The 21,557-nt window shown below is 71.9% G+C and carries 23 protein-coding genes; 14 read left to right on the top strand and 9 right to left on the bottom strand.

The features are described from left to right. Window positions 1–32 precede the first annotated feature (32 nt). Window positions 33–812 carry a Clp protease N-terminal domain-containing protein gene (locus IE294_RS26355; RefSeq protein WP_189890131.1) on the bottom strand — a complete coding sequence of 260 codons (780 nt, stop codon included), beginning with the start codon at window positions 810–812 and terminating at the stop codon, window positions 33–35. A gap of 157 nt (window positions 813–969) precedes the next feature. Between IE294_RS26355 and IE294_RS26350 the strand changes: the two genes are divergently transcribed. Further along, window positions 970–2,079: a DUF2786 domain-containing protein gene (locus IE294_RS26350; RefSeq protein ID WP_229917352.1), complete on the top strand. Its 1,110-nt coding sequence runs from the start codon at window positions 970–972 to the stop codon at window positions 2,077–2,079. 231 nt (window positions 2,080–2,310) lie between these two features. Here IE294_RS26350 and IE294_RS26345 read toward each other — a convergent pair whose 3' ends face one another. The 3 genes from IE294_RS26345 to IE294_RS26335 form a co-directional block, all read right to left on the bottom strand. Beyond that, the gene (locus IE294_RS26345; RefSeq protein ID WP_189890128.1) at window positions 2,311–2,826 is read right to left on the bottom strand and encodes a DUF4232 domain-containing protein; all 516 of its coding nucleotides are present in this window, start codon (window positions 2,824–2,826) and stop codon (window positions 2,311–2,313) included. A gap of 129 nt (window positions 2,827–2,955) precedes the next feature. After that, window positions 2,956–3,465, bottom strand: a complete 510-nt coding sequence (locus tag IE294_RS26340) for a hypothetical protein (RefSeq protein ID WP_373315850.1) — start codon at window positions 3,463–3,465, stop codon at window positions 2,956–2,958. Then, on the bottom strand, window positions 3,462–3,695 hold the full coding sequence (locus IE294_RS26335) for an uS14 family ribosomal protein (protein ID WP_229917351.1): 234 nt from the start codon (window positions 3,693–3,695) through the stop codon (window positions 3,462–3,464). The genes IE294_RS26340 and IE294_RS26335 overlap by 4 nt, the downstream gene beginning before the upstream one ends. A 134-nt stretch (window positions 3,696–3,829) precedes the next feature. Between IE294_RS26335 and IE294_RS26330 the strand changes: the two genes are divergently transcribed. From IE294_RS26330 to IE294_RS26315, 4 genes are all read left to right on the top strand, one after another. Next, entirely contained in the window at window positions 3,830–4,204 is a 375-nt protein-coding gene (locus IE294_RS26330) for a VOC family protein (RefSeq protein ID WP_189890126.1), read from the top strand. 7 nt (window positions 4,205–4,211) lie between these two features. Next, on the top strand, window positions 4,212–4,559 hold the full coding sequence (locus tag IE294_RS26325; RefSeq protein WP_189890124.1) for an ArsR/SmtB family transcription factor: 348 nt from the start codon (window positions 4,212–4,214) through the stop codon (window positions 4,557–4,559). After that, on the top strand, window positions 4,556–5,029 hold the full coding sequence (locus tag IE294_RS26320) for an SRPBCC family protein (RefSeq protein WP_189890121.1): 474 nt from the start codon (window positions 4,556–4,558) through the stop codon (window positions 5,027–5,029). The genes IE294_RS26325 and IE294_RS26320 overlap by 4 nt, the downstream gene beginning before the upstream one ends. A gap of 147 nt (window positions 5,030–5,176) precedes the next feature. Continuing rightward, the gene (locus IE294_RS26315) at window positions 5,177–5,446 is read left to right on the top strand and encodes a DUF397 domain-containing protein (protein ID WP_014674096.1); all 270 of its coding nucleotides are present in this window, start codon (window positions 5,177–5,179) and stop codon (window positions 5,444–5,446) included. A 118-nt stretch (window positions 5,447–5,564) separates the two neighbouring features. Here IE294_RS26315 and IE294_RS26310 read toward each other — a convergent pair whose 3' ends face one another. Then, window positions 5,565–6,059 (bottom strand): ATP-binding protein, encoded by a 495-nt coding sequence (locus tag IE294_RS26310; protein WP_189890119.1) that lies wholly within the window; start codon window positions 6,057–6,059, stop codon window positions 5,565–5,567. 332 nt (window positions 6,060–6,391) lie between these two features. On the opposite strand from IE294_RS26310, the gene IE294_RS26305 reads away from it, so the two are divergent. From IE294_RS26305 to IE294_RS26290, 4 genes are all read left to right on the top strand, one after another. Further along, a complete protein-coding gene (locus tag IE294_RS26305) occupies window positions 6,392–7,228 on the top strand; it encodes a Sco1979 family transcriptional regulator (RefSeq protein ID WP_494487331.1) in 837 nt (278 codons plus the stop codon). An 87-nt stretch (window positions 7,229–7,315) separates the two neighbouring features. Next, window positions 7,316–8,776, top strand: coding sequence for an aldehyde dehydrogenase family protein (locus IE294_RS26300; protein WP_189890117.1), 1,461 nt, complete (start codon window positions 7,316–7,318; stop codon window positions 8,774–8,776). Window positions 8,777–8,946: 170 nt separating this feature from the next. Further along, the gene (locus tag IE294_RS26295; RefSeq protein WP_189890115.1) at window positions 8,947–9,495 is read left to right on the top strand and encodes a DinB family protein; all 549 of its coding nucleotides are present in this window, start codon (window positions 8,947–8,949) and stop codon (window positions 9,493–9,495) included. 24 nt (window positions 9,496–9,519) lie between these two features. After that, the gene (locus IE294_RS26290; RefSeq protein WP_189890114.1) at window positions 9,520–10,161 is read left to right on the top strand and encodes a PadR family transcriptional regulator; all 642 of its coding nucleotides are present in this window, start codon (window positions 9,520–9,522) and stop codon (window positions 10,159–10,161) included. A gap of 69 nt (window positions 10,162–10,230) precedes the next feature. Here the strand turns inward: IE294_RS26290 and gad are convergent, their stop codons facing one another. Beyond that, window positions 10,231–11,637 (bottom strand): glutamate decarboxylase, encoded by a 1,407-nt coding sequence (gene gad / locus IE294_RS26285; RefSeq protein ID WP_189890112.1) that lies wholly within the window; start codon window positions 11,635–11,637, stop codon window positions 10,231–10,233. 60 nt (window positions 11,638–11,697) lie between these two features. Then, entirely contained in the window at window positions 11,698–12,984 is a 1,287-nt protein-coding gene (locus tag IE294_RS26280) for an ion channel protein (RefSeq protein ID WP_189890110.1), read from the bottom strand. 143 nt (window positions 12,985–13,127) lie between these two features. On the opposite strand from IE294_RS26280, the gene IE294_RS26275 reads away from it, so the two are divergent. Both IE294_RS26275 and IE294_RS26270 read left to right on the top strand, forming a co-directional pair. Continuing rightward, on the top strand, window positions 13,128–13,892 hold the full coding sequence (locus IE294_RS26275; RefSeq protein WP_189890108.1) for a MerR family transcriptional regulator: 765 nt from the start codon (window positions 13,128–13,130) through the stop codon (window positions 13,890–13,892). Window positions 13,893–14,041: 149 nt separating this feature from the next. After that, on the top strand, window positions 14,042–15,028 hold the full coding sequence (locus IE294_RS26270; RefSeq protein ID WP_189890106.1) for a DedA family protein: 987 nt from the start codon (window positions 14,042–14,044) through the stop codon (window positions 15,026–15,028). Between the two features lie 24 nt (window positions 15,029–15,052). Here IE294_RS26270 and IE294_RS26265 read toward each other — a convergent pair whose 3' ends face one another. Then, window positions 15,053–16,705, bottom strand: a complete 1,653-nt coding sequence (locus IE294_RS26265; protein WP_189890104.1) for a threonine/serine exporter family protein — start codon at window positions 16,703–16,705, stop codon at window positions 15,053–15,055. Window positions 16,706–16,838: 133 nt separating this feature from the next. Next, window positions 16,839–17,330, bottom strand: a complete 492-nt coding sequence (locus IE294_RS26260) for an inorganic diphosphatase (protein ID WP_014674108.1) — start codon at window positions 17,328–17,330, stop codon at window positions 16,839–16,841. A gap of 124 nt (window positions 17,331–17,454) precedes the next feature. On the opposite strand from IE294_RS26260, the gene dacB reads away from it, so the two are divergent. From dacB to tilS, 3 genes are all read left to right on the top strand, one after another. Continuing rightward, window positions 17,455–18,999 carry a D-alanyl-D-alanine carboxypeptidase/D-alanyl-D-alanine endopeptidase gene (dacB, locus tag IE294_RS26255; RefSeq protein ID WP_189890102.1) on the top strand — a complete coding sequence of 515 codons (1,545 nt, stop codon included), beginning with the start codon at window positions 17,455–17,457 and terminating at the stop codon, window positions 18,997–18,999. A 213-nt stretch (window positions 19,000–19,212) separates the two neighbouring features. Continuing rightward, window positions 19,213–20,313, top strand: a complete 1,101-nt coding sequence (locus tag IE294_RS26250) for an Rv3626c family coenzyme F420 biosynthesis-associated protein (protein ID WP_189816969.1) — start codon at window positions 19,213–19,215, stop codon at window positions 20,311–20,313. A 191-nt stretch (window positions 20,314–20,504) separates the two neighbouring features. Beyond that, on the top strand, window positions 20,505–21,551 hold the full coding sequence (gene tilS, locus IE294_RS26245) for a tRNA lysidine(34) synthetase TilS (RefSeq protein WP_189890101.1): 1,047 nt from the start codon (window positions 20,505–20,507) through the stop codon (window positions 21,549–21,551). Window positions 21,552–21,557 lie beyond the last annotated feature (6 nt).

Below are 21,557 nucleotides of genomic sequence, written 5' to 3'. Positions count from 1 at the left end.
ACAACGGCCCCGGCCTGCGGGTCCGGCCCTCGTCAGCCCTGGCCGGGCTCCGCGGCTCCGGTCGCCGACTCGGCTGCCGCGGCGGCCTCCTTCTTCTGTTCCAGCAGCAGTGACAGCACCTTGCCGACGTACTCCTCGGTGGCCGCCTTGGTGATGCCGAGGCCGCTGAGGACGCCCTGGCCGTTCTCGTGCTCCAGCAGGGCGAGCAGGAGGTGCTCGGTGCCGATGTAGTTGTGGCCGAGCCGGAGGGCCTCGCGGAATGTGAGTTCCAGGACCTTCTTCGCCTCGGGGCCGTAGGGGACGAGGTCGGGGACGTCGTCCGAGGCGGGTGCGAGCGCGGCGGTGGCGGCCTGGCGTACGGCGTCCAGCGGGACGCCCTGTGCGGTGATCGCCTTCGCGGCCAGGCCCTCGGGCTCGGCCAGCAGCCCGAGGAGCAGGTGCTCGGGGCGGCCCTCGGCGTTGCGGGCGGCCACCGCCTCGTTGTGCGCGGCCATGACCACGTTCCGCGCGCGGGGGGTGTAGCGGCTGAAGCCCTGGCTGAGGTCGAGGTCGGCGGACTCCTTGGGCACGAACCGCTTCTGCGCCGCCTGCCGGGTCACGCCCATGCTGCGCCCGATGTCGGTCCAGGAGGCGCCCGAGCGGCGGGCCTGGTCGACGAAGTGCCCGATCAGGTGGTCGGCCACGTCACCGAGGTGATCGGCGGCGATCACCGCGTCCTGGAGCTGCTCCAGGGGTTCGCTGTGAACCTTCTTGATCGCCTCGATGAGGTCGTCGAGGCGCACGGATGCCGTGATGTTCGGGTTGGTCGCCATAGTGTCAACCGTAGGTTGCGCTCCTCTGGCTGTCAACTGATGGTTGACACTTCGGTCGCCTCACCGGGGGCCTCTCCGTCCTGGCCTACCGAAATGTTGTCCACAGCCTGTGGACAACGATCCGGTGCTGTCAGCGGGGCGTGGCACGATCGACAACGTGACCAGCACTGCCAGCACCGTCGAACGGGCCTTCCGGGCCGCCCTCTACGACGACACCGACACCGGCCTCGACACGGGCGCCTCCCTGCTCGCCGCCGACCCGGGCGCCGACGCCGAACTCGCGCGGAGAGGCGAGGACTTCGTGGCCGGGGCCTGGCAGCGCGGCTGGCAGCCCGCCGACGTCGTGCGGCTGGTGCGGCGCGAGCTGGACGGCGCGCACGTCCGCCTGGCCGCCGCACTGATCCGGGCGCAGGCCGGGCGGGACCGCCCGCGCGGGCGCCGCTGGACCGACCAGCTCGCGGCGCTGCCCGCCGGCCCCGAACGCACCGCCGACCGCTTCTCGCACGCCACGGCGGTCCTGGAGCTGTACCGCCTGCTGCTTCGCCTGCCCGCGCTGGAGCCGCTGGACGAGGAGCCCCGGCGTGCCCACGGTCCGGCCGCCTCCCGCATGCTCACCCGCATCCGCGCGCTGCTCGCCAAGGCCGAGGCCACCGGCTATCCGGAGGAGGCCGAGGCGCTCAGCGCCAAGGCGCAGGAGCTGATGGCCCGGCACAGCGTCGACGAGGCACTGCTCGCCGCCGAGGCGCCCGCGCCGGACGCGCCCGGCGCCTGCCGCATCGGGGTCGAGCCGCCGTACGAACAGGCCAAGGCGGTCCTGCTGGACGCGGTGGCCACGGCGAACCACTGCCGCGCGGTGTGGAACGAACCGCTGGGCTTCTCCACGGTCGTCGGGTTCGAGGCGGACCTGGAGGCGGTCGAGCTGCTCTACACCTCGTTGCTGGTGCAGGCCACGCACGCGATGACGAAGGCGGAGGCCGCCCAGAGAGCCGGGGGGCGCAAGCGGACCAAGACCTTCCGGCAGTCGTTCCTCGCGGCCTACGCGCACCGCGTCGGCGACCGGCTCGCGGCAGCCGCCGAGACCCAGGTGACCCAGGACCTGCTGCCGGTGCTGGCCACACGCGAGACGGCCGTCACCGGCCGGCTGGAGCACATGTTCCCGGAGACCACGACGACCCGACTGCGGGGGGTCAGCGACGCGGCGGGCTGGACGGAGGGCGCACGCGCGGCGGACCAGGCGCAGGTCAGAACCCGCCCGCGCCTGGGCTGACGGCCAGTCACCGACCGGCCCGGTGGCCCACCGGCCCGGTGGCCCACCGACCCGGCTACCGGCCGGCCCGGTCGCCAACCCGCTTGCTCGCCGCGCCCGGTCGCCGACCGCTCCCGTGCCGGCCGGACCAGCCGCCGACCCACTCGCTCGCCGCGCCCGGCCGCCGACCGCTCCCGTGCCGACCCGCTCGCCGCCCCGCTCAGTCGCCGCCCCGCTCCCGCCTCGCCCCGCTCAGTCGCCCACCTGCTGGAAGGCGCTCACGGACGCGTTCGGGCCGCTTCCGTCGGCCTTGCCCGCGACCGGGCCGTACTTCCACGGGAAGGTCCGGCTGGTGTCCGAGCCGGGCAGGGTGATCTTCACGGTCTGCGCCGCGAGGGCGTTCTTGGCGCCCTCCGCACCCCGTACATAGCTGATCGAGAAGGACGCGGAGTCGCCCTTGGCGAGCTTCAGCTTCTGGGCCTTCGCGCCCTTGAGCACGGGCACCCGGGCCTTGGAACCGCCCCCGTTCAGCTCGATCTCCGGGAAGTCGTCCAGGGTGCACGGGGCGCTCTGGTTGGTGATGCTGACCGGGATCTCGCCGGTGTCCCCGGCGGCCGGGGCCACGCTGGCCGCCCCGATCTCCAGCGAGACCCCGCCGATCTCGCAGGCGGAGCCGCTCTTGCCGTTCTTGTTCCCGCCGCTGTCGTTGCAGGCGGTCAGCAGCAGAGCGGCGGCGAGAGCGGTGACGGTGAGCGGAATGGCGCGCATGAGCAGGTTCCCATCGAGGTGGTGACGGTCTCCCCCGCATCATGGCCCCTGCGGTCGGGACGCGATCACGCACCCCGGCCCGATTCACCACTTCAGATGGTGCTCAACGGCGTGGAGGCCGCGAAAGCGTCACCGCTGCACCGGCGCCGTCGGCAGTCCCGACGGCAGTTTCCCGCCCTCCGCCTTGGTGTACGTCTCCTGCCCGGCCTTGCCCGACCAGGTCACCTTCAGCGTCGTACCGTTCACCGAGTCGACCATGCCGGTGGTGCGGTCCTTGTCCCCGCCGGCGCAGGTCAGGTGGATCATCTGCATGCCGTCCTCGGCGCCCGCCGTCCCGCTGCACACGGTCCCGCCGGTCGCGAAGATCCCGGCCTTCGTCCCGGTGACCACCAGGGCCACGATCTTGCCCTCGGCGGTGGTGATCCAGCTGCCCTGGAGCCGGGTGGACGCACCGGCGGGGGAGTCCGCGCCCGGCGACGTGGCCGCGGTCGCGTTCGTCGAGGGTGACGCCGAGGTGCCGTCCCCGCCCCCGGAACCGCCGCCGCACGCCGTGAGCGCCAGCGCGCCCGCCAGCCCCGCGGCCAGGGCCACGCCCCGCCCCCGCGCAGTAGCCCGCACTCTCGCAGTCGCACCAGTCACCGGAAGCTCCCTCGGCGATAGAGGTCGGCCGCCCTCGCCGGACGGCCCGCAGCGCAAGCTACCAGCAGTGACCAGGAGGACTTCCGTAGGCCGGGCGGGAACCCCCGGTGGGCGGACCCGCGCGGGCCGCCCCGGGGCAGACCGAAGGCGCGCAGGTCGCCGCGCGGGCGGCCGTCGGCCCGGTCGCGGTCGCGAACGCGAACGTGGGCGGCGGGAACCGGACGTCCCACGGCCGCCCGTCCAGTCCCCGCCGCTCGGTCAGCCGCTGGGCCGGCCGTTGGGCCCCCGTGGTGACCGAGGATCAGACGCGTAGGAAACTCCCTACGCTTGACTGGTAGGGAAATCCCTACTTATCGTCGGCGGCATGACCATCACGCACGCCTCCTTCGTCACCCTCCCCGTCGCCGACCAGGACCGCGCCCTGCGCTTCTACCGCGACGTCCTCGGTTTCGAGGTCGCCGTCGACCGGGAGATGCCCCAGGGCCGCTGGCTCCAGGTGGCCCCCGAGGGCGCCCAGACCGTCTTCACGCTCTCGGGGCCCGGCATGGGCGGTTTCGAGCCCGGTTCCGCGCGGGGGATCATGTTGGTCACGACCGATGTCGACGCCGACTGCGCCCGGCTGGCCGCGGCCGGCGTCCAGGTGCAGGGGCCGGACGACGTCCCCTGGGGGCGGATGGCCTCCTTCACCGACCCCGACGGCAACGGTCTGATGCTGCTGACGGAGAAGGAAGGCTTCTGACCGCTCGATGAACGGGACGGGTACCGCCGCCGAGGACCGCGTCTTCGCCGCGCTCGCCAACGCCACCCGCCGCGAGGTGCTGCGGCTGCTGCGCGAGCGCGGACCGCAGCCCGTGCAGGCCCTGGCCGATCACTTCGACATGCGCCGCCCGAGCCTCTCGGAACACCTCAAGGTGCTCCGGGAGGCCGGCCTCGTCTCCGAGCGGCGTTCCGGACGGCAGCGCGTCTACCGCCTGGAGGCGGCTCCGCTCGCCGATGTGCAGGACTGGCTCCATCCGTACGAGCGGTTCTGGCGCGAGCGGCTGAAGGGCCTCGGCGATCTCCTCGACCGCATGCCCGACGATGAGCAGTCATGAACGCGGCACCCGGACCTGACGCGGACGACCTGACCACGATCCGCGTCGATCAGTTCTTCCCGCACCCGCCCGCCAAGGTCTGGCGCGCCCTGACGGAGCCCGACCTGCTGGCCCGCTGGCAGATGCCCGGTGCCGAGGACTTCCGGCTCCGGGTCGGACACCGGTACCGGCTGACCTCCGTCCCCCGTCCCAACGCCCGCTTCTCGGGCGTCGTAGAGGTGGAGGTGCTGGCCTACGACACCGAGCGGATGCTGTCCCTCCGCTGGGCGGATGCCGATCCGGCCAACCCGGTCGACTGGACGATCACCTGGACCCTGGAACATGAGGGGCGCGGTACGCGTCTCTTCCTAGTGCACGAGGGGTTCGATCCGGACGACCCCGCCCAGCTGATGGCTCGGAAGATCATGGGCGGGGGCTGGAGGGGGCATGTCCTGCCTGCTCTGGGGCAGACGCTGGAACGGCTTCGGTAAAGCGGACGTCAAGACTGTAACCGCGGCACCACTCCCCGTGCACGTGCATTTGCTCATGCACCTGCACGTGAACAGAGCTATGATCCGGGTCAGTTGACTACAGCATCTATGGCCTCACCAGCCAGTGCACCACTCGGGGAGCGACCTGTGGACCGCGACGTTGACGGCGTGTACGGGGGGTACGACGTGTACAACGGCATGGCTGCCACGCAGCTGGACGGAGTGGCCTGGCAGAAGAGCAGGCACAGCAACTCTCAGGGCTCCTGCGTGGAGTTCGCGCGACTGCCGGGCGGTGAGGTCGCCGTACGGAACTCGCGGTTCCCGGACGGGCCGGCGCTCGTCTACACGCGCGCGGAGATCGAGGCGATGCTCCTGGGCGTCAAGGACGGCGAGTTCGACCACCTGATAGCCGGCTGACGCCGGCCCTCCGCCCGTGCCGCGCCGCTGGCAACGATGTCGGCCGTGCCGGCCGACGCGGAGCGGTGGACGCGCGTAGAACCGGCTGAACCCGCGCGCCCGCCGGCGCCGTACCGGATCAGCCGGCCGTGTGCAGCCGGAACAGCGCCCAGACCACCTTGCCGTCGAGCGTGCCCGCGAGCGGGTGCCAGCCCCAGCTGTCGGCGAAGGAGTCGACGAGGAACAGCCCCCGGCCCGACTCGGCCGAGAAATCGTCCGAGTCCCGCGGGGCCGGGCTCTCGTGGCTCGGGTCGCGCACCGCGCACACCAGCCGCTCGGTCCAGCGCATCAGGTGCAGCCGCACGGACGGGTGCTCCTCGCCCCCGCGCGGCGCGGCCGGCACCGCGTGGCGCAGCGCGTTGGTGACGAGTTCGGAGACGACGAGACAGATGTCGTCGAAGCGGTCGCCGACGTCCCACTGCTCCAGGGTGCGCCCGGTGAAGCGCCGGGCCTCGCGCACCGCCTCGAACCGGGCGGGCAGGGCGCAGGAGGCGGCATCGGACACGGCCGCGGGATCGAGCGGCGGAAGGCCCTGCCGTAGCGGCTTGAGCATGGTCGATCCATTCGTTCCCATGCGAGGCACTCCCGGGAATTCGCGGTCGTTGCGATGCAGCGGTGGCGCGGCACCATGGTTTCGGATGCGCACAGCAGATGCAAGGGCAGATGCACGTGCACGCGACCGAAATGGCACCCCCCGTACCGCTTCTTGGCCATTTTTTCTGCCATCTTCACGATGTTCCCGTCAGAGGTCCGGACCTTTTCCCGGCCCGCACCCGGTGGAAACGGGCGCGCTCTTTCCGTTTCCGTAACCGGACGAGTACTGCTCGAAGTGATTTAGTGGCAGACTTCGGCCCCTGAAGACGGTTGGGGAGGCTGGCGAAAGTGAGCGCGGGAGAGCCCGGATCGGTGGTGCGGCGGATGCTGCTCGGCTCGCAACTCAGGCGACTGCGGGAAGCGCGGGGGATCACGCGTGAGGCGGCGGGGTACTCGATCCGTGCCTCTGAGTCGAAGATCAGCCGGATGGAGCTGGGCCGGGTGAGCTTCAAGACGAGGGACGTAGAAGACCTGTTGACGCTGTACGGCATCACGGACGAGGCGGAGCGCGAGTCGCTGCTCTCCCTCGCCCGGGAGGCCAACGTGGCGGGCTGGTGGCACAGCTACACCGACGTCCTGCCCAGCTGGTTCCCCACCTATGTGGGCCTGGAGGGCGCCGCCTCGCTGATCCGCGTCTACGAGGTGCAGTTCGTGCACGGCCTGTTGCAGACCGAGGAGTACGCCCGCGCGGTGGTCCGGCGCGGCATGAAGGGCGCGAGCGTCGCCGACGTCGAACGCCGGGTCGCGCTGCGCCTGGAGCGGCAGAAGTACCTGCTCGCCGAGAACGCCCCCGAGTTCCACATCGTCCTGGACGAGGCCGCCCTGCGCCGCCCCTACGGGGACCGCGAGGTGATGCGCGGCCAGCTCCAGCACCTGATCGACATCTCCGGGCGGCCCAACGTGCGGCTCCAGGTCATGCCCTTCAGCCTCGGTGGGCACTCCGGCGAGAGCGGTGCCTTCACCATCCTCAGCTTCCCCGAGTCCGACCTGTCCGACGTGGTCTACCTGGAGCAGCTGACCAGCGCCCTCTACCTGGACAAGCGCGAGGACGTCGCCCAGTACGAGCAGGCCCTGAAGGAACTCCAGCAGGACAGCCCCGGCCCGGACGAGAGCCGTGACCTCCTGCGCGGTCTGCTGCAACTGTCCTGACCGGCCCCAACTTCCTTGACTCGCAAGTAGGATGACGTGCGATCAGACCTGGCGTGGATCTGTGGCCGCTAGCGATTGAGGGATCACATGTCGTCCTACTTCACCGACCTGGCCCAGCAGTACATCGACGGCGAGTGGCGGCCGGGCACCGGCTCCTGGGACGTCATCGACTTCAACCCCTACGACGACGAGAAGCTGGCCTCGATCACGGTGGCCACGGTCGACGAGGTGGACGAGGCCTACCAGGCCGCCGCCCGCGCCCAGAAGAAGTGGGCCGAGACCAGCCCCTACACCCGGCGCGCGGTCTTCGAGCGGGCCCTCAGGCTGATAGAGGACCGCGAGCAGGAGATAGCCGACCTGATCATCGCGGAGCTGGGCGGCACGCGCGTCAAGGCCGGCTTCGAACTGCACCTCGCCAAGGAGTTCCTGCGCGAGTCGGTCCACCTCGCGCTGCGCCCCGAGGGCCGGATCCTGCCCTCCCCGGGCGAGGGCAAGGAGAACCGCGTCTACCGCGTGCCGGTCGGTGTCGTGGGCGTCATCAGCCCCTTCAACTTCCCGTTCCTGCTGTCGCTGAAGTCGGTCGCGCCGGCCCTCGCGCTCGGCAACGCCGTGGTGCTCAAGCCGCACCAGAACACCCCGATCGCCGGCGGCACCCTGCTCGCGAAGATCTTCGAGGACGCGGGGCTGCCCGGCGGCCTGCTCAACGTCGTCGTCACCGACATCGCCGAGATCGGTGACGCGTTCCTTGAGCACCCCGTCCCGAAGGTCATCTCCTTCACCGGTTCGGACAAGGTCGGCCGGCACGTCGCCACCGTCTGCGCCAGGAACTTCAAGCGCGCGGTCCTCGAACTGGGCGGCAACAGCGCCCTGGTGGTGCTGGACGACGCCGACATCGACTACGCGGTGGACGCGGCGGTCTTCAGCCGGTTCGTGCACCAGGGCCAGGTCTGCATGGCCGCCAACCGGGTCCTCGTGGACGCGTCGGTGGCCGACGAGTTCACCGAGAAGTTCGTCGCCAAGGTCCGCGGCCTCAAGGTCGGCGACCCGCGCGACCCGCAGACCGTGATCGGCCCGGTGATCAACTCCGCGCAGGCGGGCGCCGTCTCCGGCACCGTGGAGCAGGCGCTCGCCGAGGGCGCCACCGCCCTGGTGCGCGGCACCACGACCAACAACCTGGTCGAGCCGACCGTGCTGACCGGCGTCCCGGCCGGCTCCCCGCTGCTCCAGCAGGAGGTCTTCGGCCCGGTCGTCTTCCTCCTCACCTTCGACGGCGAGGAGGAGGCGGTCCGGATCGTCAACGACACCCCGTACGGCCTCAGCGGCGCCGTCCACACGGCCGACATCGAGCGGGGCGTGGCCTTCGCCAAGCGGACCGAAACCGGCATGTTCCACGTGAACGACGGCACGGTCCACGACGAGCCGATCGTGCCCTTCGGCGGTGAGAAGCACTCCGGACTCGGCCGTCTCAACGGCGAGACCACGCTGGAGGCGTTCACCACGGTCAAGTGGATCTCGGTGCAGCACGGGCGCAGCGCGTTCCCGTTCTAGTCGGGACCTTCTGCCGTCGCGCGCCCCCCTGTCGTCCCGCAGCCGACTTTTTCGGCGCCCTTTCGGTGCGCGGGCCATAGCGGACAGCATCTGACCGCAATGGCCCCTAGCGTCTTCGGTACCGGGGAGAACGGCCCCCGGCGAACCGGTCCGACGAAAGGCGGTACGCCATGGTCACGCACGTTGCGGCGGAGGCGAACGGCGACGAGCGCGGGGCACTGCTCGCGTTCATCGAGGAACAGCGCGGAGGCATCCGCCGGGCACTGCTCGGGCTGACCGAGGAGCAGGCCCGTACCCGCCCCAGCGCCAGCGAGCTGTCCCTGGGCGGTCTGCTCAAGCACGTCGCCGAGGTGGAGCAGAGCTGGATCGCCCGGGCGAAGCAGGAGCCGCCGGCGGTGCGGCGCGACGAGTCGAACTGGCACGAGACCTTCCGGCTGGCCGGCGACGAGACGGTCGCCTCGCAGCTGGCGTACTGGGAGCAGGTGGCCGCCGGGACGGAGAAGTTCATCCGCTCCGCGCCCAGCCTGGACGACACCTTCCCGCTGCCGCCCGACCCCTGGTTCCCGCCGGAGGGCCGTGTGTCGCTGCGCTGGCTGTGCCTGCACCTGATCCGCGAGACGGCCCGGCACGCCGGTCACGCCGACATCATCCGTGAGTCCCTGGACGGGAAGACCGCGTTCGAGCTGGTGGCGCTGGAGCAGGGCGGCTCCTGGGGGTGATCGCGGGGTCCTAACCTGGACCCCATGTCAGCGATCCGTCTCCTCGTGCTGGGCGCGGTGCGCCAGCACGGGCGGGCCCACGGCTACCAGGTCCGCAACGACCTGGAGTACTGGGGCGCGCACGAGTGGTCCAACGCCAAGCCGGGGTCGATCTACCACGCCCTGAAGCAGATGGCCAAGCAAGGGCTGCTGCACGCGCACGAGATCGCGCCGTCCACGGCCGGCGGGCCGCCGCGGGTGGAGTACGAGATCACGGACCGGGGCGAGGGCGAGTTCTTCCGGCTGCTGCGCGAGTCCCTGGTCGCCTACGACCAGAAGACGGACCTCCAGTCCGCGGCCGTCGGCTTCCTGGTCGAACTGCCCCGCGCCGAGGCCCTGGAGCTGCTGCGGGAGCGGATCCGCCGGATCGGGCAGTGGCGGACCGCCGTCACCGAGCACTACGTCCCCGAGGACGGCCCGGAGCGGCTCGGCCACATCGGGGAGATCATGAACCTCTGGGTCCACACGGCCGACTCCGACGCGGCCTGGACCCAGGGGCTCATCGACCGCCTGGAGGCGGGCGCGTACACCTTCGCGGGGGAGGGCGAGCCGTTCGTGGGCGTGCTCACGGAGGGGCAGGAGAACCCGTACGCGACAGGGGAGCGGCATCCGGAGGACGACCGCTGAGGCCCGGCGGCGCACCGGGGCGGCTCCGGCCGGACCCGGCGGCGCTCCTCCTGCCCCCGCGGACAGGCCCTAGTGGTGGAAGCCGGTGGCCGCCTCCTTGTCGTGGGTCAGGGGGTGCGGCTGGCGGCGCAGCTCCGGCAGCAGGCGGGCCAGGTCGTCCAGGAACAGGTCGGCCAGGTCGTGCGAGAAGCCGTTGCGGCACACGATCCGCAGCACGGACAGGTCCTCACGGTTCGCCGGGAAGGTGTAGGCGGGCACGAGCCAGCCGCCCTCGCGCAGCCGCCGCGAGACGTCGAAGACGTCGTACGAGGTGACGTGGTCGGCGGTGGTCAGCGCGAACACGGGGAGCTGGTCCCCGCGTGTGAGCAGCCGGAAGTCGCCGAGCGCCTCGATCCGGGAGGCGAGCGAGGTCGCCACGTCCCGCGTCGACTGCTGCACCGCCCGGTAACCCTCCCGGCCCAGCCGCAGGAACGTGTAGTACTGCGCCACCACCTGGGCACCGGGCCGGGAGAAGTTCAGCGCGAAGGTCGGCATGTCGCCGCCCAGGTAGTTGACCCGGAAGACCAGCTCCTCGGGCAGCGCCTCCTTGTCCCGCCACAGCGCCCAGCCGACGCCGGGGTACACCAGCCCGTACTTGTGCCCGGAGGTGTTGATCGACGCCACGCGCGGCAGGCGGAAGTCCCACACCAGGTCCTCGTCCAGGAAGGGCGCCACCATCCCGCCGGACGCGCCGTCCACGTGCACCGGGATGTCGAGCCCGGTCCGCTCCTGGAGGGCGTCCAGGGCGGCGCACAGGTCGGCGACCGGCTCGTAGGAGCCGTCGAAGGTCGAGCCGAGGATGCCGACGACCCCGATGGTGTTCTCGTCGCACAGTTCGACGGCGGCCTGCGGGTCCAGATGGAAGCGGTCGCCCTCCATCGGGACCATGCGGGCCTCCACCTCCCAGAAGGTGCAGAACTTCTCCCAGCACACCTGGACGTTGACGCCCATGACCAGATTGGGCCGCGCGCCCGGATAGCGGTCGGCGTTCCGCTTCGCCCAGCGCCGCTTCAGCGCCATCCCGGCGAGCATGCAGGCCTCGCTCGACCCGGTCGTCGAACAGCCGACGACCGCCGACGGGTCCGGCGCGTTCCACAGGTCCGCGAGCATCGCGACGCAGCGCCGCTCCAGCTCGGCCGTGCGCGGGTACTCGTCCTTGTCGATCATGTTCTTGTCCCGGCACTCGCCCATCAGCACCCCGGCCTGCGGTTCCATCCAGGTGGTGACGAAGGTGGCCAGGTTCAGCCGGGAGTTGCCGTCCAGCATCAGCTCGTCGTGCACCAGCTGGTACGCCGTGGACGGCGGCAGCGCGGCGTCCGGGAGCCGGTGCGTGGGCGGGGCCTCGGTCATGCCGCCGACGGGGTTGGCCTCCCCGAAGAACGGGTTGACCGACATCGTCCGCTCCTCGTGCTTCTCGGGACCTTTGTGCAGGGCCATCGGGCTGTGCCTCCAATGAAACGGGGATCGGGAGTGAATGGGGGAGAGTCGGTGGGAGGGTCATCGGACCGGGGTCCCGTCCCCCCGCAACTGCATCTGCGGACGGCCCGTCACCAGCAGCCAGGCCGGCAGCGAGGCGACGCACAACAGGGCGAGGGTGTCGGGCGAGCCGACCAGGACGGCGGCGGTGAACAGGCTCATCCAGGCCTGCCGGGTGATCGCCAGGAGCATGCCCAGGACGCCGCCGGCCACGCCCAGCGAGAGATGCACGGCCGGCACCAGCGCGTGGGCGCACAGGCCCAGGGCGGTGCCGACGAAGACGGCGGGGAAGATCCGGCCGCCCCGGAAGCCGCAGGAGGCCGCGACGAGCAGCGCGGCCAGCTTCACCACCGCCATCGTGGCGAACTGCCCCGCCGACCAGCCCTCCGGGTCGTGGGCCAGCCGCCCGACCTCCGTCACGCCCTTGAACAGCGTGAGCTGGCCGCCCAGGGCCGCCAGCGCCCCCAGCACGACCCCGCCGGCCGGAAGCATGAGCATCGGGTGCCGCAGCCGCCGGAAGGCCGCGCACACGTACGGGAAGGCGTGGACGGCGCACATGCCGAGCAGCGCGGCGGCCGAGGCGATCACCAGGGCCGCCGGCAGGTCCCTCGCGTGCGGGTGGCCCATGGGCGGCAGACCCAGGTCGAAGGTCGGACGGGCCACCAGGGCCGTCGTGATCGCCCCGCACGTGCCCGCGGTCAGCGGCGCGAACACGTTGTCCCACAGCCGGCCCGGCATCGGCCGTCCCGCCAGCGCCTCGGAAATCACCAGCGCCGCCGCCACCGGTGTGCCGAACAGCGCGCCGATCGTCGCCGCCTCCGCCAGCACCGGCCACAGCGTGCCCGGCGTCCGGGGCAGGAAGCGCGCGCCGAGCCAGGCCGCGAGGCCCGCGTTCACCGCGATGAGCGGGTTCTCCGGGCCGAGGCTCGGACCGCCGGCCAGCATGAGCGTGGTCGCCAGCACCAGGCCCGGCAGGACGGCCGGCGGCAGCACCGGCGCGTCCAGCCCGACGGTGGCCGGGTCGGGACCGGCGTGCCCGGGGACCTTCCACACCACCAGCCCGACGGCGATCCCGGTCGCCACGAGCACGACGAACATCCACAGCACGCTGAAGCGGCCCACGCCGAGGGCGTCCGGCAGCGGCCCCCACAGCAGGCGCTGGAGTTCCTCCCCCGCCGTGCTCACCCCGATGAAGAGGAGACTCGCGGCCACGCCCACGAGGACGGCGGGCAGGATGAACGGCAGCAGAGTCCGTGCCGGGGCGCTCGGAGCGCTCGGGGGCGCCTGCTGCGTCGTCTCCTGGGCCACGGGCTCACCATAAGCGGACGTAACGTGCGCAACATCCGGAACCACGGCATCTTGCACCACAGCATCCGGAACGTGCTGCCGGCTTGCACCTCACGTGACGTGAGGCCGCACCGTGGAGGCGTACCGACGACAAGGAGCGGAAAGTGAGCTACTCCGTGGGACAGGTCGCGGGGTTCGCCGGCGTCACGGTGCGCGCCCTGCACCACTACGACGGGATCGGCCTGCTCGTGCCCAGCGAGCGGACGTACGCCGGCCACCGGCGCTACAGCGACACCGACCTCGACCGGCTCCAGCAGATCCTGTTCTACCGGGAGCTCGGCTTCCCGCTCGACGAGGTCGCGGCCCTGCTCGACGACCCGGACGCGGACCCGCGCACGCACCTGCGCCGCCGGCACGACCTGCTGACCGCCCGGATCGAGAAGCTGCGAAAGATGGCCGCGGCCGTGGAGCACGCCTTGGAGGCACGCACGATGGGCATCAACCTGACGCCGGAGGAGCGGTTCGAGGTCTTCGGGGACAAGGACCCCGAGCAGTACGCCGAGGAGGCGGAGCAGCGCTGGGGCGGCACCGAGGCGTACGCCGAGTCGCAGCGCCGCGCCGCGACCTACACCAAGGAGGACTGGAAGCGCATCCAGGCCGAGGTCGACGACTGGGGCGAGCGCTACGCCGCCCTGGTCGCCGCCGGTGAGCAGCCGGCCGGCGAGGCGGCCATGGACCTGGCCGAGGAACACCGGCGGCACATCGGCCGGTACTACTTCGAGGTCCCGTACGAGATGCACCGGTGCTTCGCGGAGATGTACGTCTCCGACGAGCGCTTCAAGGCGTTCTACGACTCCATGCGCCCCGGCCTCGCCGAACACCTGCGCGACGCGATCCTCGCCAACGCGGACCGGTACACCACTTCCTGACGTCCGTGCCCGGGCCCGGTCCCCGGCCCGGGCACCACCCGGCACGCGGTGGAACCCGGGGTGGTCCCCTTACGTTGATACTTTTGTACGGCGCCCCATCGACGTCTCAGTCGCCGTAGCCGCCTTCACCCCCCAGGGAGCCCGGACCCGTGATGACATTCGCCCTCGGCCCGAGCTGGCTGGATCCCAACTATCTGCTCGACACGTACAGCATCTGGGGTCTGCTGCTCATCGTCTTCGCCGAGTCCGGCCTGCTCATCGGCTTCTTCCTGCCGGGTGACTCGCTGCTGTTCACGTGCGGCCTGCTGATCACGTCCGGGGACCTCGACTTCCCGCTGTGGGGCGCGATCGCGCTGATCTGCCTCGCCGCGGTCCTCGGCGACCAGGCGGGCTACATGTTCGGCAGGAAGGTCGGCCCGTCCCTGTTCAACCGACCGGACTCCCGCCTGTTCAAGCAGGAGAACGTCACCAAGGCGCACGAGTTCTTCGAGAAGTACGGCCCCAAGTCCCTGGTCCTGGCCCGCTTCGTGCCGATCGTGCGCACGTTCACGCCGATCATCGCGGGCGTCAGCGGTATGAAGTACCGCTCGTTCCTGACCTTCAACGTCATCGGTGGCGTCCTGTGGGGCGCGGGCGTCACCCTGCTCGGCTCCTGGCTCGGCAACATCGGCTTCGTCAAGAAGAACATCGAGGCGATCCTGATCCTGATCGTCCTCGTCTCGGTGATCCCGATCGCGATCGAGTACCTGCGGGCGCGCGGCAAGAGCAAGAAGGCCGGGCAGACCGCCCCGCAGCCTCCGCAGCAGCCCGCCTACCAGCAGCCGCAGTACCAGCACCCCCCGGTCATGGACGACGCCACGACCCGCCTGCGGCGCGTCGAGCCCGAGCAGCCGTACACCCCGCAGTACGAGCAGCCGTACCAGCAGCCCCAGCAGCCCCAGCAGCAGGACTGGAACCAGGGCTACGACAACCAGGGCTACGGCCACGGCCACCAGGGCTACGACAACCAGGGGTACGACGACCAGGGGTACGACACCAGCCAGTCCTACGGCCGGCAGCAGTACCCGCAGCAGCAGTACCCGCAGCAGCAGTACGACCCGAGCCAGTACCCGCCGTACGACAACCGCGGCCACTGACCGGGGCGCGGGGGACGGGGAGGCTCAGAACCCGCGCGTCCGCTTGGCGGCCCGGCGCTTGCCGGCGGAGCCGACCCGCAGGAACAGCCGGGAGATCTCCGACCCCAGGTTGACCCCGATGGCGATGGCCATCGCCAGCGACGCGGCCTTGGCCAGCGACACCAGCCCCTTGTCCACGTCGTTCTGCGCCATGGACAGCAGCCCGAAGTACGTCGCCGAACCGGGCAGCAGCGGTCCGATCGCCGCCGTCGTGTACGGCAGCGCCGAGGCGAACCGGTACCGGGACAGCAACTGCCCGAACAGCCCCACGAGCCCTGCCGCGACGGCCGTGGACGCCACCGGCGAGATATGGCCCGCGTAGCGCATCGCGCCGTACACCGACCAGGCCACCCCGCCGTTGAGGGTCACCCAGAGCACGGTGGACCGTTCCTGCTGGAGCAGCACCGCGAAGGTCAGCGACAGCAGCATCGAGGCCGCGATCTGGATCAGCGGCCGTCCGGAGATGCCCAACTGCGCGTCCGGATTGAGCTTGCCGCCGATCTTCACGCCGAAGTACAGGACGGTCAGCACCCCGGTGACGATGCCGACGAAGAAGTACATGACCTCCAGCAGCCGGGCCGAGGCGGTGATGTAGAAGCCCGTCAGCCCGTCCTGCACGCCCGCCACGAGGGCCCGCCCGGGCAGCAGCGCGAACAGCCCACCGGTGATCACCGCGGACGCCTTCACGTCCACGCGCGCCAGCGTCAGCGCCACCCCGATCGCCGCGGGCGGCATCGCGGCCACCGTGAACTGGTAGAACTCCGGCAGTCCGCGCCCCGCGCACAGCCACGCCAGCCGGTCGCCGAGCATCGCGCCGACGGCCGCCGCCAGGAACACGACCGGGTCACCGCCGACCAGCACGGAGGCCGCACCGGCCAGCAGCCCGCTCGCCAGGGTCAGCGCCCAGCCGGGGTACGGGTGCCGGTTGCGGCGGATCTCCGCCAGCCGCCGGTAGGCCTCCTCCAGGGAGACGTGGGCCTCCGGGTCGGTCAGGTCGTCCACCAGCCGGAAGACGGCCGCCAGACGCGTGTAGTCGGTGCCCCGCCGCCGGACCGTCCGGGACGCCGTCACCGGGTCCTCCACCAGGGACGGCTGGTGCGAGATGGACAGCAGCGTGAAGGTGACGGTCGGTTCGCACCGGTCCAGGCCGTAGGACCGGCACACCGCGAACATCGCGGCCTCCACGTCCTCCGCGCCCTCACCGCCGGCCAGCAGCAGCTCCCCGATACGCAGGGTCAGGTCCAGCACGCGCGGGACGGCCGGACCGCCCTCCTCCACGCGCTGCACCGGCTCCGGCGCCGGCCGCTCCGCCACCGGCATGCGCAGCATCGTGCGCATCCGGTCCTGCCAGGGCGCGTCCTTGATCAGGCTGACCAGCGGCACACCGGTGGCCGGGGTGAACGCGGCCGGCGCGGTCTGCGCGCTGTAGGTGCTCGGCGCGCCGAACGCCGAACCCTCCGGCTCGGCACTCGGCGGCTGCGGCGTCTCCAGCCCCTGAGGCACCGCGAACTCGGAGGTGGTCTCCGACTCACCGCCCCTCGGGACGTCGAGACCCTCGGGAATGGCGAACTCGGACGTGATCTCCGGGTCGTACCGCGCCTCGTCCGACCGGGGCTTGCGCTCTTCCGCCTCCGTCACCTCGCACCGCTCCCTGTACCGCACTTGCCGTAAGCATCAGTATGCGCACACGTACCCGGGCGGGCCGTAAGTGTGCGGACATGCGAAACGGGCCGCACGCGCACGCGTGCGGCCCGTTCGCGCGAGCGGGCGCTCAGTGGCCGCCCTGCTCCTTGAAGCGCTTGTAGGACCGCTCGATCTCCGCCTCGGCGTCCGACCGGCCGACCCAGTTGGCGCCCTCGACCGACTTGCCGGGCTCCAGGTCCTTGTAGACCTCGAAGAAGTGCTGGATCTCCAGGCGGTCGAACTCCGACACGTGGTGGATGTCGCGCAGGTGCTCCACGCGTGGGTCGGTGGCCGGGACGCACAGCAGCTTGTCGTCGCCGCCGGCCTCGTCCGTCATGCGGAACATGCCGATCGCGCGGCAGCGGATGAGGCAGCCCGGGAAGGTCGGCTCGTCCAGGATGACCAGCGCGTCGAGCGGGTCGCCGTCCTCGCCGAGGGTGTTCTCGACGAAGCCGTAGTCGGTCGGGTAGGCGGTCGAGGTGAAGAGACGACGGTCCAGGCGGATCCGACCGGTCTCGTGGTCCACCTCGTACTTGTTCCGCGAACCCTTCGGGATCTCGATCGTGACGTCGAACTCCACCGGTGGCTCCTCCATGATCAGCACATAGTTCTGGTGGTTAAGTGTCCCTCACGCAGGTGTGTGATCGCGAAAGGGGCTGGTGGTCGTGCCTGAGCTGAGGCCTTGGCGAGCCGCGAGACCGCGCGTGGCGCGGATCGTGACCGCCGTACGACCGGGTCTGGCGCGCGCCGTGACGGCCGCCCGGCCGCGGATCGCGCGGCTGACGGAAGCCGTCCGCGTCAGGCCTGTGCACCTCCCCCGTCCGCGGACCGTCAGGACCTGGCACTACACCGCGGGCGCCGCCACCGCCGGCCTGGCGCTGGCCGCCGGCGTGGTGACCGTGGCCGGTCCCTGGGACGCCAACGGTCAGCGTACGGCCGAGCGGGACCGCGCCGCCGCACTGGAGCGGTCAGGTGGCGCAGATCACGGTCGCTCCGGCAGGGCCGCCGGGGCGCCCCGGCCCGCGCCGAGCGCCGCGCCCGTGCTGACGGGCCTCGGCAGCGCCACGGGCGCCGTCGGCACCAGGAAGACCCCTCCGGACGCGAACGCGCTCTCGGGCGTCCTGGACCCCCTCCTGGAGGCGCCCGCGCTCGGCAGCAGCCACGCGGCGGCCGTAGTCGACGTCACGACCGGCGAACGCCTCTACGGCGCCGACGCCGGCAAGGCCCTCACGCCCGCCTCCACCACCAAGATCGCCACCGCCGTCGCCGCGCTGTCCGCCCTCGGCCCCGACCACCGCCTCACCACCCGCACCGCCCTGGAACCCGACACCCGGGAACTCGTCCTGGTCGGCGGCGGCGACCCCACCCTCACCGCGCACGCCAAGCCCGGCGGCTGGGCCGGCCTGCGGGCCCTGGCGGCGGACACCGCGAAAGCACTCGACGAGCGCGGCATCCACAGGATCACCCTCTCGTACGACACCACCCTCTTCACCGGCCCCGCCCTGCACCCCATCGGCGTCAACGACAACCTCGCCCCGATCAGCGCCCTGACCGTCGACGAGGGCCGCACCGACGCCTCCACCGACGGCCCGGCGCCCCGCGTGGCCGATCCCGCGGCGGACGCGGCCACCCGGTTCGCGGCCTTCCTGAAGGACGCCGGCATCACCACCACGGCCCCCGGCCCCTCCAAGGCCAGCACGCGCGCGGAGACCCTCGCCCGCGTCTCCTCGCCGCCGCTGTCGGAGCTGGTCGAGCGGATGCTCACCAACAGCGACAACGACATCGCGGAGGCCCTGGCGCGGCACACCGCCCTGGCGAGCGGGCAGCCCGCCGACTTCGTCGGCGGCGCGAAGGCCATCGCCACCCGGCTGCGCAAGCTCGGCCTGCCGATGACCGGCGCCGCCTTCCACGACGGCAGCGGCCTGAACCGCGACGACCGGCTCACGGCCGACCTCCTCACCGCCCTCCTGGTCAAGGCGGGCGACCCCGGCCGCCCCGGCCTGCGCCCGGTCCTCACCGGCCTCCCCGTGGCCGGCTTCACCGGCACCCTGAGCAGGCGCTACACCGACGGCGCGGCCGGCCTCGTACGCGCCAAGACGGGCACGCTGACCGGCGTGAACACCCTCGCGGGCACGGTCGTCGACAAGACCGGCCACCTCCTGGCCTTCGCCTTCCTGGCCTCGGACACGACAAATCCCATGGAGGCCCAGTCGGCCCTGGACACGGCGGCGACGGCCCTGACGCGCTGACCGCAGGGAGCCACCCACCGCCGCGGGCCCGACCGTGCAGGCCGGGCTCACACAGGCGGGGCGGAAAGCGCGGCCGGCCCCGGCACGGCCGCCCGCGCCGGGTGACCGGACAGCACGGCCGGGCCTGTCGGCATCCCCATGGCCTGCCCGAAATGGGGCCGCTCACGTACGGTTGACAACATGACTGGCTTCGGTGGCACCGCATCTCCCGGGATGGTCGACTGGAACCTCGCGGTGGCGACCGCGACCCGCCTCGTACGCCCCGGCCCCGACGTCAGCCGCGACGAGGCCAGGGCCGTCGTCGCGGAGCTGCGCCGGCATGCGAAGGCCTCGGAGGGACACGTCCGGGGCTTCACCCGTATGGGCACCGAGGAGACCCACGACACCCCCGTCCTCGTCGTCGACCGCCCCGGCTGGGTCCGCGCCAACGTCGCAGGCTTCCGCGAGATCCTCCGCCCGCTCCTGGAGAAGATGCAGGAACGGCGCGGCAGCAACCCGGGCAGCGCGGTCCTCGGCGCCGTCGGCGGCAAGGTCACCGGCGTCGAACTCGGCATGCTCCTGTCGTTCCTGTCCTCCCGCGTCCTCGGCCAGTACGAGACCTTCGCCCCCGCCACCCGCGACCTCCCGGCCGGCGAGAACGGCGGCGGCAGGCTGCTGCTCGTCGCGCCCAACATCGTCCACGTCGAACGCGAACTCGACGTCGAGCCGCACGACTTCCGCCTGTGGGTGTGCCTGCACGAGGAGACCCACCGCACGCAGTTCACCGCCGTGCCCTGGCTGCGGGACCATCTGGAGGGCGAAATCCAGTCGTTCTTGGCCGAGACCGACGTCGACCCGATGACCTTCCTGGAGCGCATCCGGGACGCCGCACAGTCCCTGGCCGGCGGCCGGCCCGAGGGCGAGGAGGAGGACGGCGGACGCTCCTTCGTGGAACTGGTGCAGACCCCCGCCCAGCGGGAGATCCTCGGCCGGCTCACCGCCGTGATGTCCCTGCTGGAGGGGCACGCCGACTACGTCATGGACGGCGTCGGCCCGAGCGTCGTACCGACCGTCGCGGAGATCCGCGAGAAGTTCCAGCAGCGCCGCGCGAAGGGTGCCTCCCGCCTGGACATGGCCCTGCGCAAGCTGCTCGGTCTGGACGCCAAGCTGAGGCAGTACCGGGACGGCGAGCGGTTCGTACGCGCCGTGGTCGAACAGGTCGGCGTCGACGGCTTCAACCGCGTCTGGACCTCGCCCAACACCCTTCCCACCAAGGCGGAGATCGCCAAACCGGCGGACTGGGTCGCGCGGGTGCACCGCAAGGCCGAGTCGTGAACGGCGTGGGGACGTCGTGAAAGGAATCCGGCCGACGGCAGGCGAACGCCCCTCCAATCACCCGTCCGAGGGACCGTGAGCCATGCGTAGGCGTGCAATGCTCGGGGAACGGCCCGCTTCTGTCACCATCTACACACTCTGAGTGACCGTCCCGGGTTCACCCCCCGAAAACTTCATGAAGGGAACCGGACATGGGTCCCCATCCTGCGGTCGCGGCGATACGCCTGGCGGTTCGCCGCGTCCTCCACGACATCCTGAACGACCACCAGGGCTTTCCCGCGCAGCCGGACGGCGCGCGCCCGGACCGGACGGCCGAGCGGCCCCCCTCCCCGCTCGTCCTCGTCGCGTGCTCCGGCGGCGCCGACTCCATGGCCCTCGCCTCCGCCCTCGCCTTCGAGGCACCCAAGCTCGGCGTCCGGGCCGGCGGGGTCACCGTCGACCACGGCCTCCAGCCCGGCTCCGACCTCCGCGCCGACGAGGTCGTCCTGCGGCTGCGCGGACTCGGACTCGATCCGGTCGAGTCCGTCGCCGTGACCGTCGGCCGCGCGGGCGGCCCCGAAGCCGCCGCCCGCGACGCCCGCTACGCCGCCCTGGACGCCGCCGCCGAACGCCACGGCGCCGCCGCGGTCCTGCTCGGCCACACCCGGGACGACCAGGCCGAAACCGTCCTGCTGGGCCTCGCCCGCGGCTCCGGCATCCGCTCCCTGTCCGGCATGGCCGCGGTCTCGGGGGCCGGCGGCCGTTACCGGCGGCCCTTCCTGCAACTCGACCGGCAGACCGCCCGCAAGGCCTGCATGGTCCAGTCGCTGCCCGTCTGGGACGACCCGCACAACGCCGACCCCGCCTACACCCGCTCCCGGCTCCGGCACGAGGGCCTGCCCGCCCTGGAGAAGGCCCTCGGCAAGGGCGTCGTGGAGGCGCTCGCCCGCACCGCCCAGCTCTCCCGTGACGACGCCGACGCCCTGGACGCCTGGGCGCGGCAGGCCGAGGCCTCCGTACGGGACGCGGCCGGCCTGCTGGAGTGCGCCAAGCTGTACGCCCTCCCGCCCGCCGTGCGCCGCCGGATCCTGCGCCGCGCCGCCATCGAGGCCGGTGCCCCGGCCGGTGCGCTGTTCGCCCGCCACATCGAGGAAGTCGACCGCCTGATCACCGGCTGGCGCGGCCAGGGAGCCATCAATCTCCCGGGCAAAGTCGTCGCCCAGCGGCAGGGTGGCAGACTGGTGATTCGGCAAGGCTGAATCCCC

This window comes from Streptomyces canarius (genome assembly GCF_014650735.1).
GTDB classification, from domain to species: Bacteria; Actinomycetota; Actinomycetes; order Streptomycetales; family Streptomycetaceae; genus Streptomyces; species Streptomyces olivaceoviridis.
The sequence above is the reverse complement of the archived record's forward strand: the minus strand, read 5'-3'. Positions and strand labels throughout refer to the sequence as shown.

Coding starts and splice junctions, on each gene's coding strand:
- IE294_RS26355 (WP_189890131.1), bottom strand. CDS start 812: ATGGCGACCAACCCGAACATCACGGCATCCGTGCGCCTCGACGACCTC.
- IE294_RS26300 (WP_189890117.1), top strand. CDS start 7,316: ATGTCGTCCTACTTCACCGACCTGGCCCAGCAGTACATCGACGGCGAG.
- IE294_RS26330 (WP_189890126.1), top strand. CDS start 3,830: ATGACCATCACGCACGCCTCCTTCGTCACCCTCCCCGTCGCCGACCAG.
- IE294_RS26325 (WP_189890124.1), top strand. CDS start 4,212: ATGAACGGGACGGGTACCGCCGCCGAGGACCGCGTCTTCGCCGCGCTC.
- IE294_RS26250 (WP_189816969.1), top strand. CDS start 19,213: ATGGTCGACTGGAACCTCGCGGTGGCGACCGCGACCCGCCTCGTACGC.
- gad (WP_189890112.1), bottom strand. CDS start 11,637: ATGGCCCTGCACAAAGGTCCCGAGAAGCACGAGGAGCGGACGATGTCG.
- IE294_RS26320 (WP_189890121.1), top strand. CDS start 4,556: ATGAACGCGGCACCCGGACCTGACGCGGACGACCTGACCACGATCCGC.
- IE294_RS26290 (WP_189890114.1), top strand. CDS start 9,520: ATGTCAGCGATCCGTCTCCTCGTGCTGGGCGCGGTGCGCCAGCACGGG.
- IE294_RS26310 (WP_189890119.1), bottom strand. CDS start 6,059: ATGGGAACGAATGGATCGACCATGCTCAAGCCGCTACGGCAGGGCCTT.
- tilS (WP_189890101.1), top strand. CDS start 20,505: ATGGGTCCCCATCCTGCGGTCGCGGCGATACGCCTGGCGGTTCGCCGC.
- IE294_RS26295 (WP_189890115.1), top strand. CDS start 8,947: ATGGTCACGCACGTTGCGGCGGAGGCGAACGGCGACGAGCGCGGGGCA.
- IE294_RS26345 (WP_189890128.1), bottom strand. CDS start 2,826: ATGCGCGCCATTCCGCTCACCGTCACCGCTCTCGCCGCCGCTCTGCTG.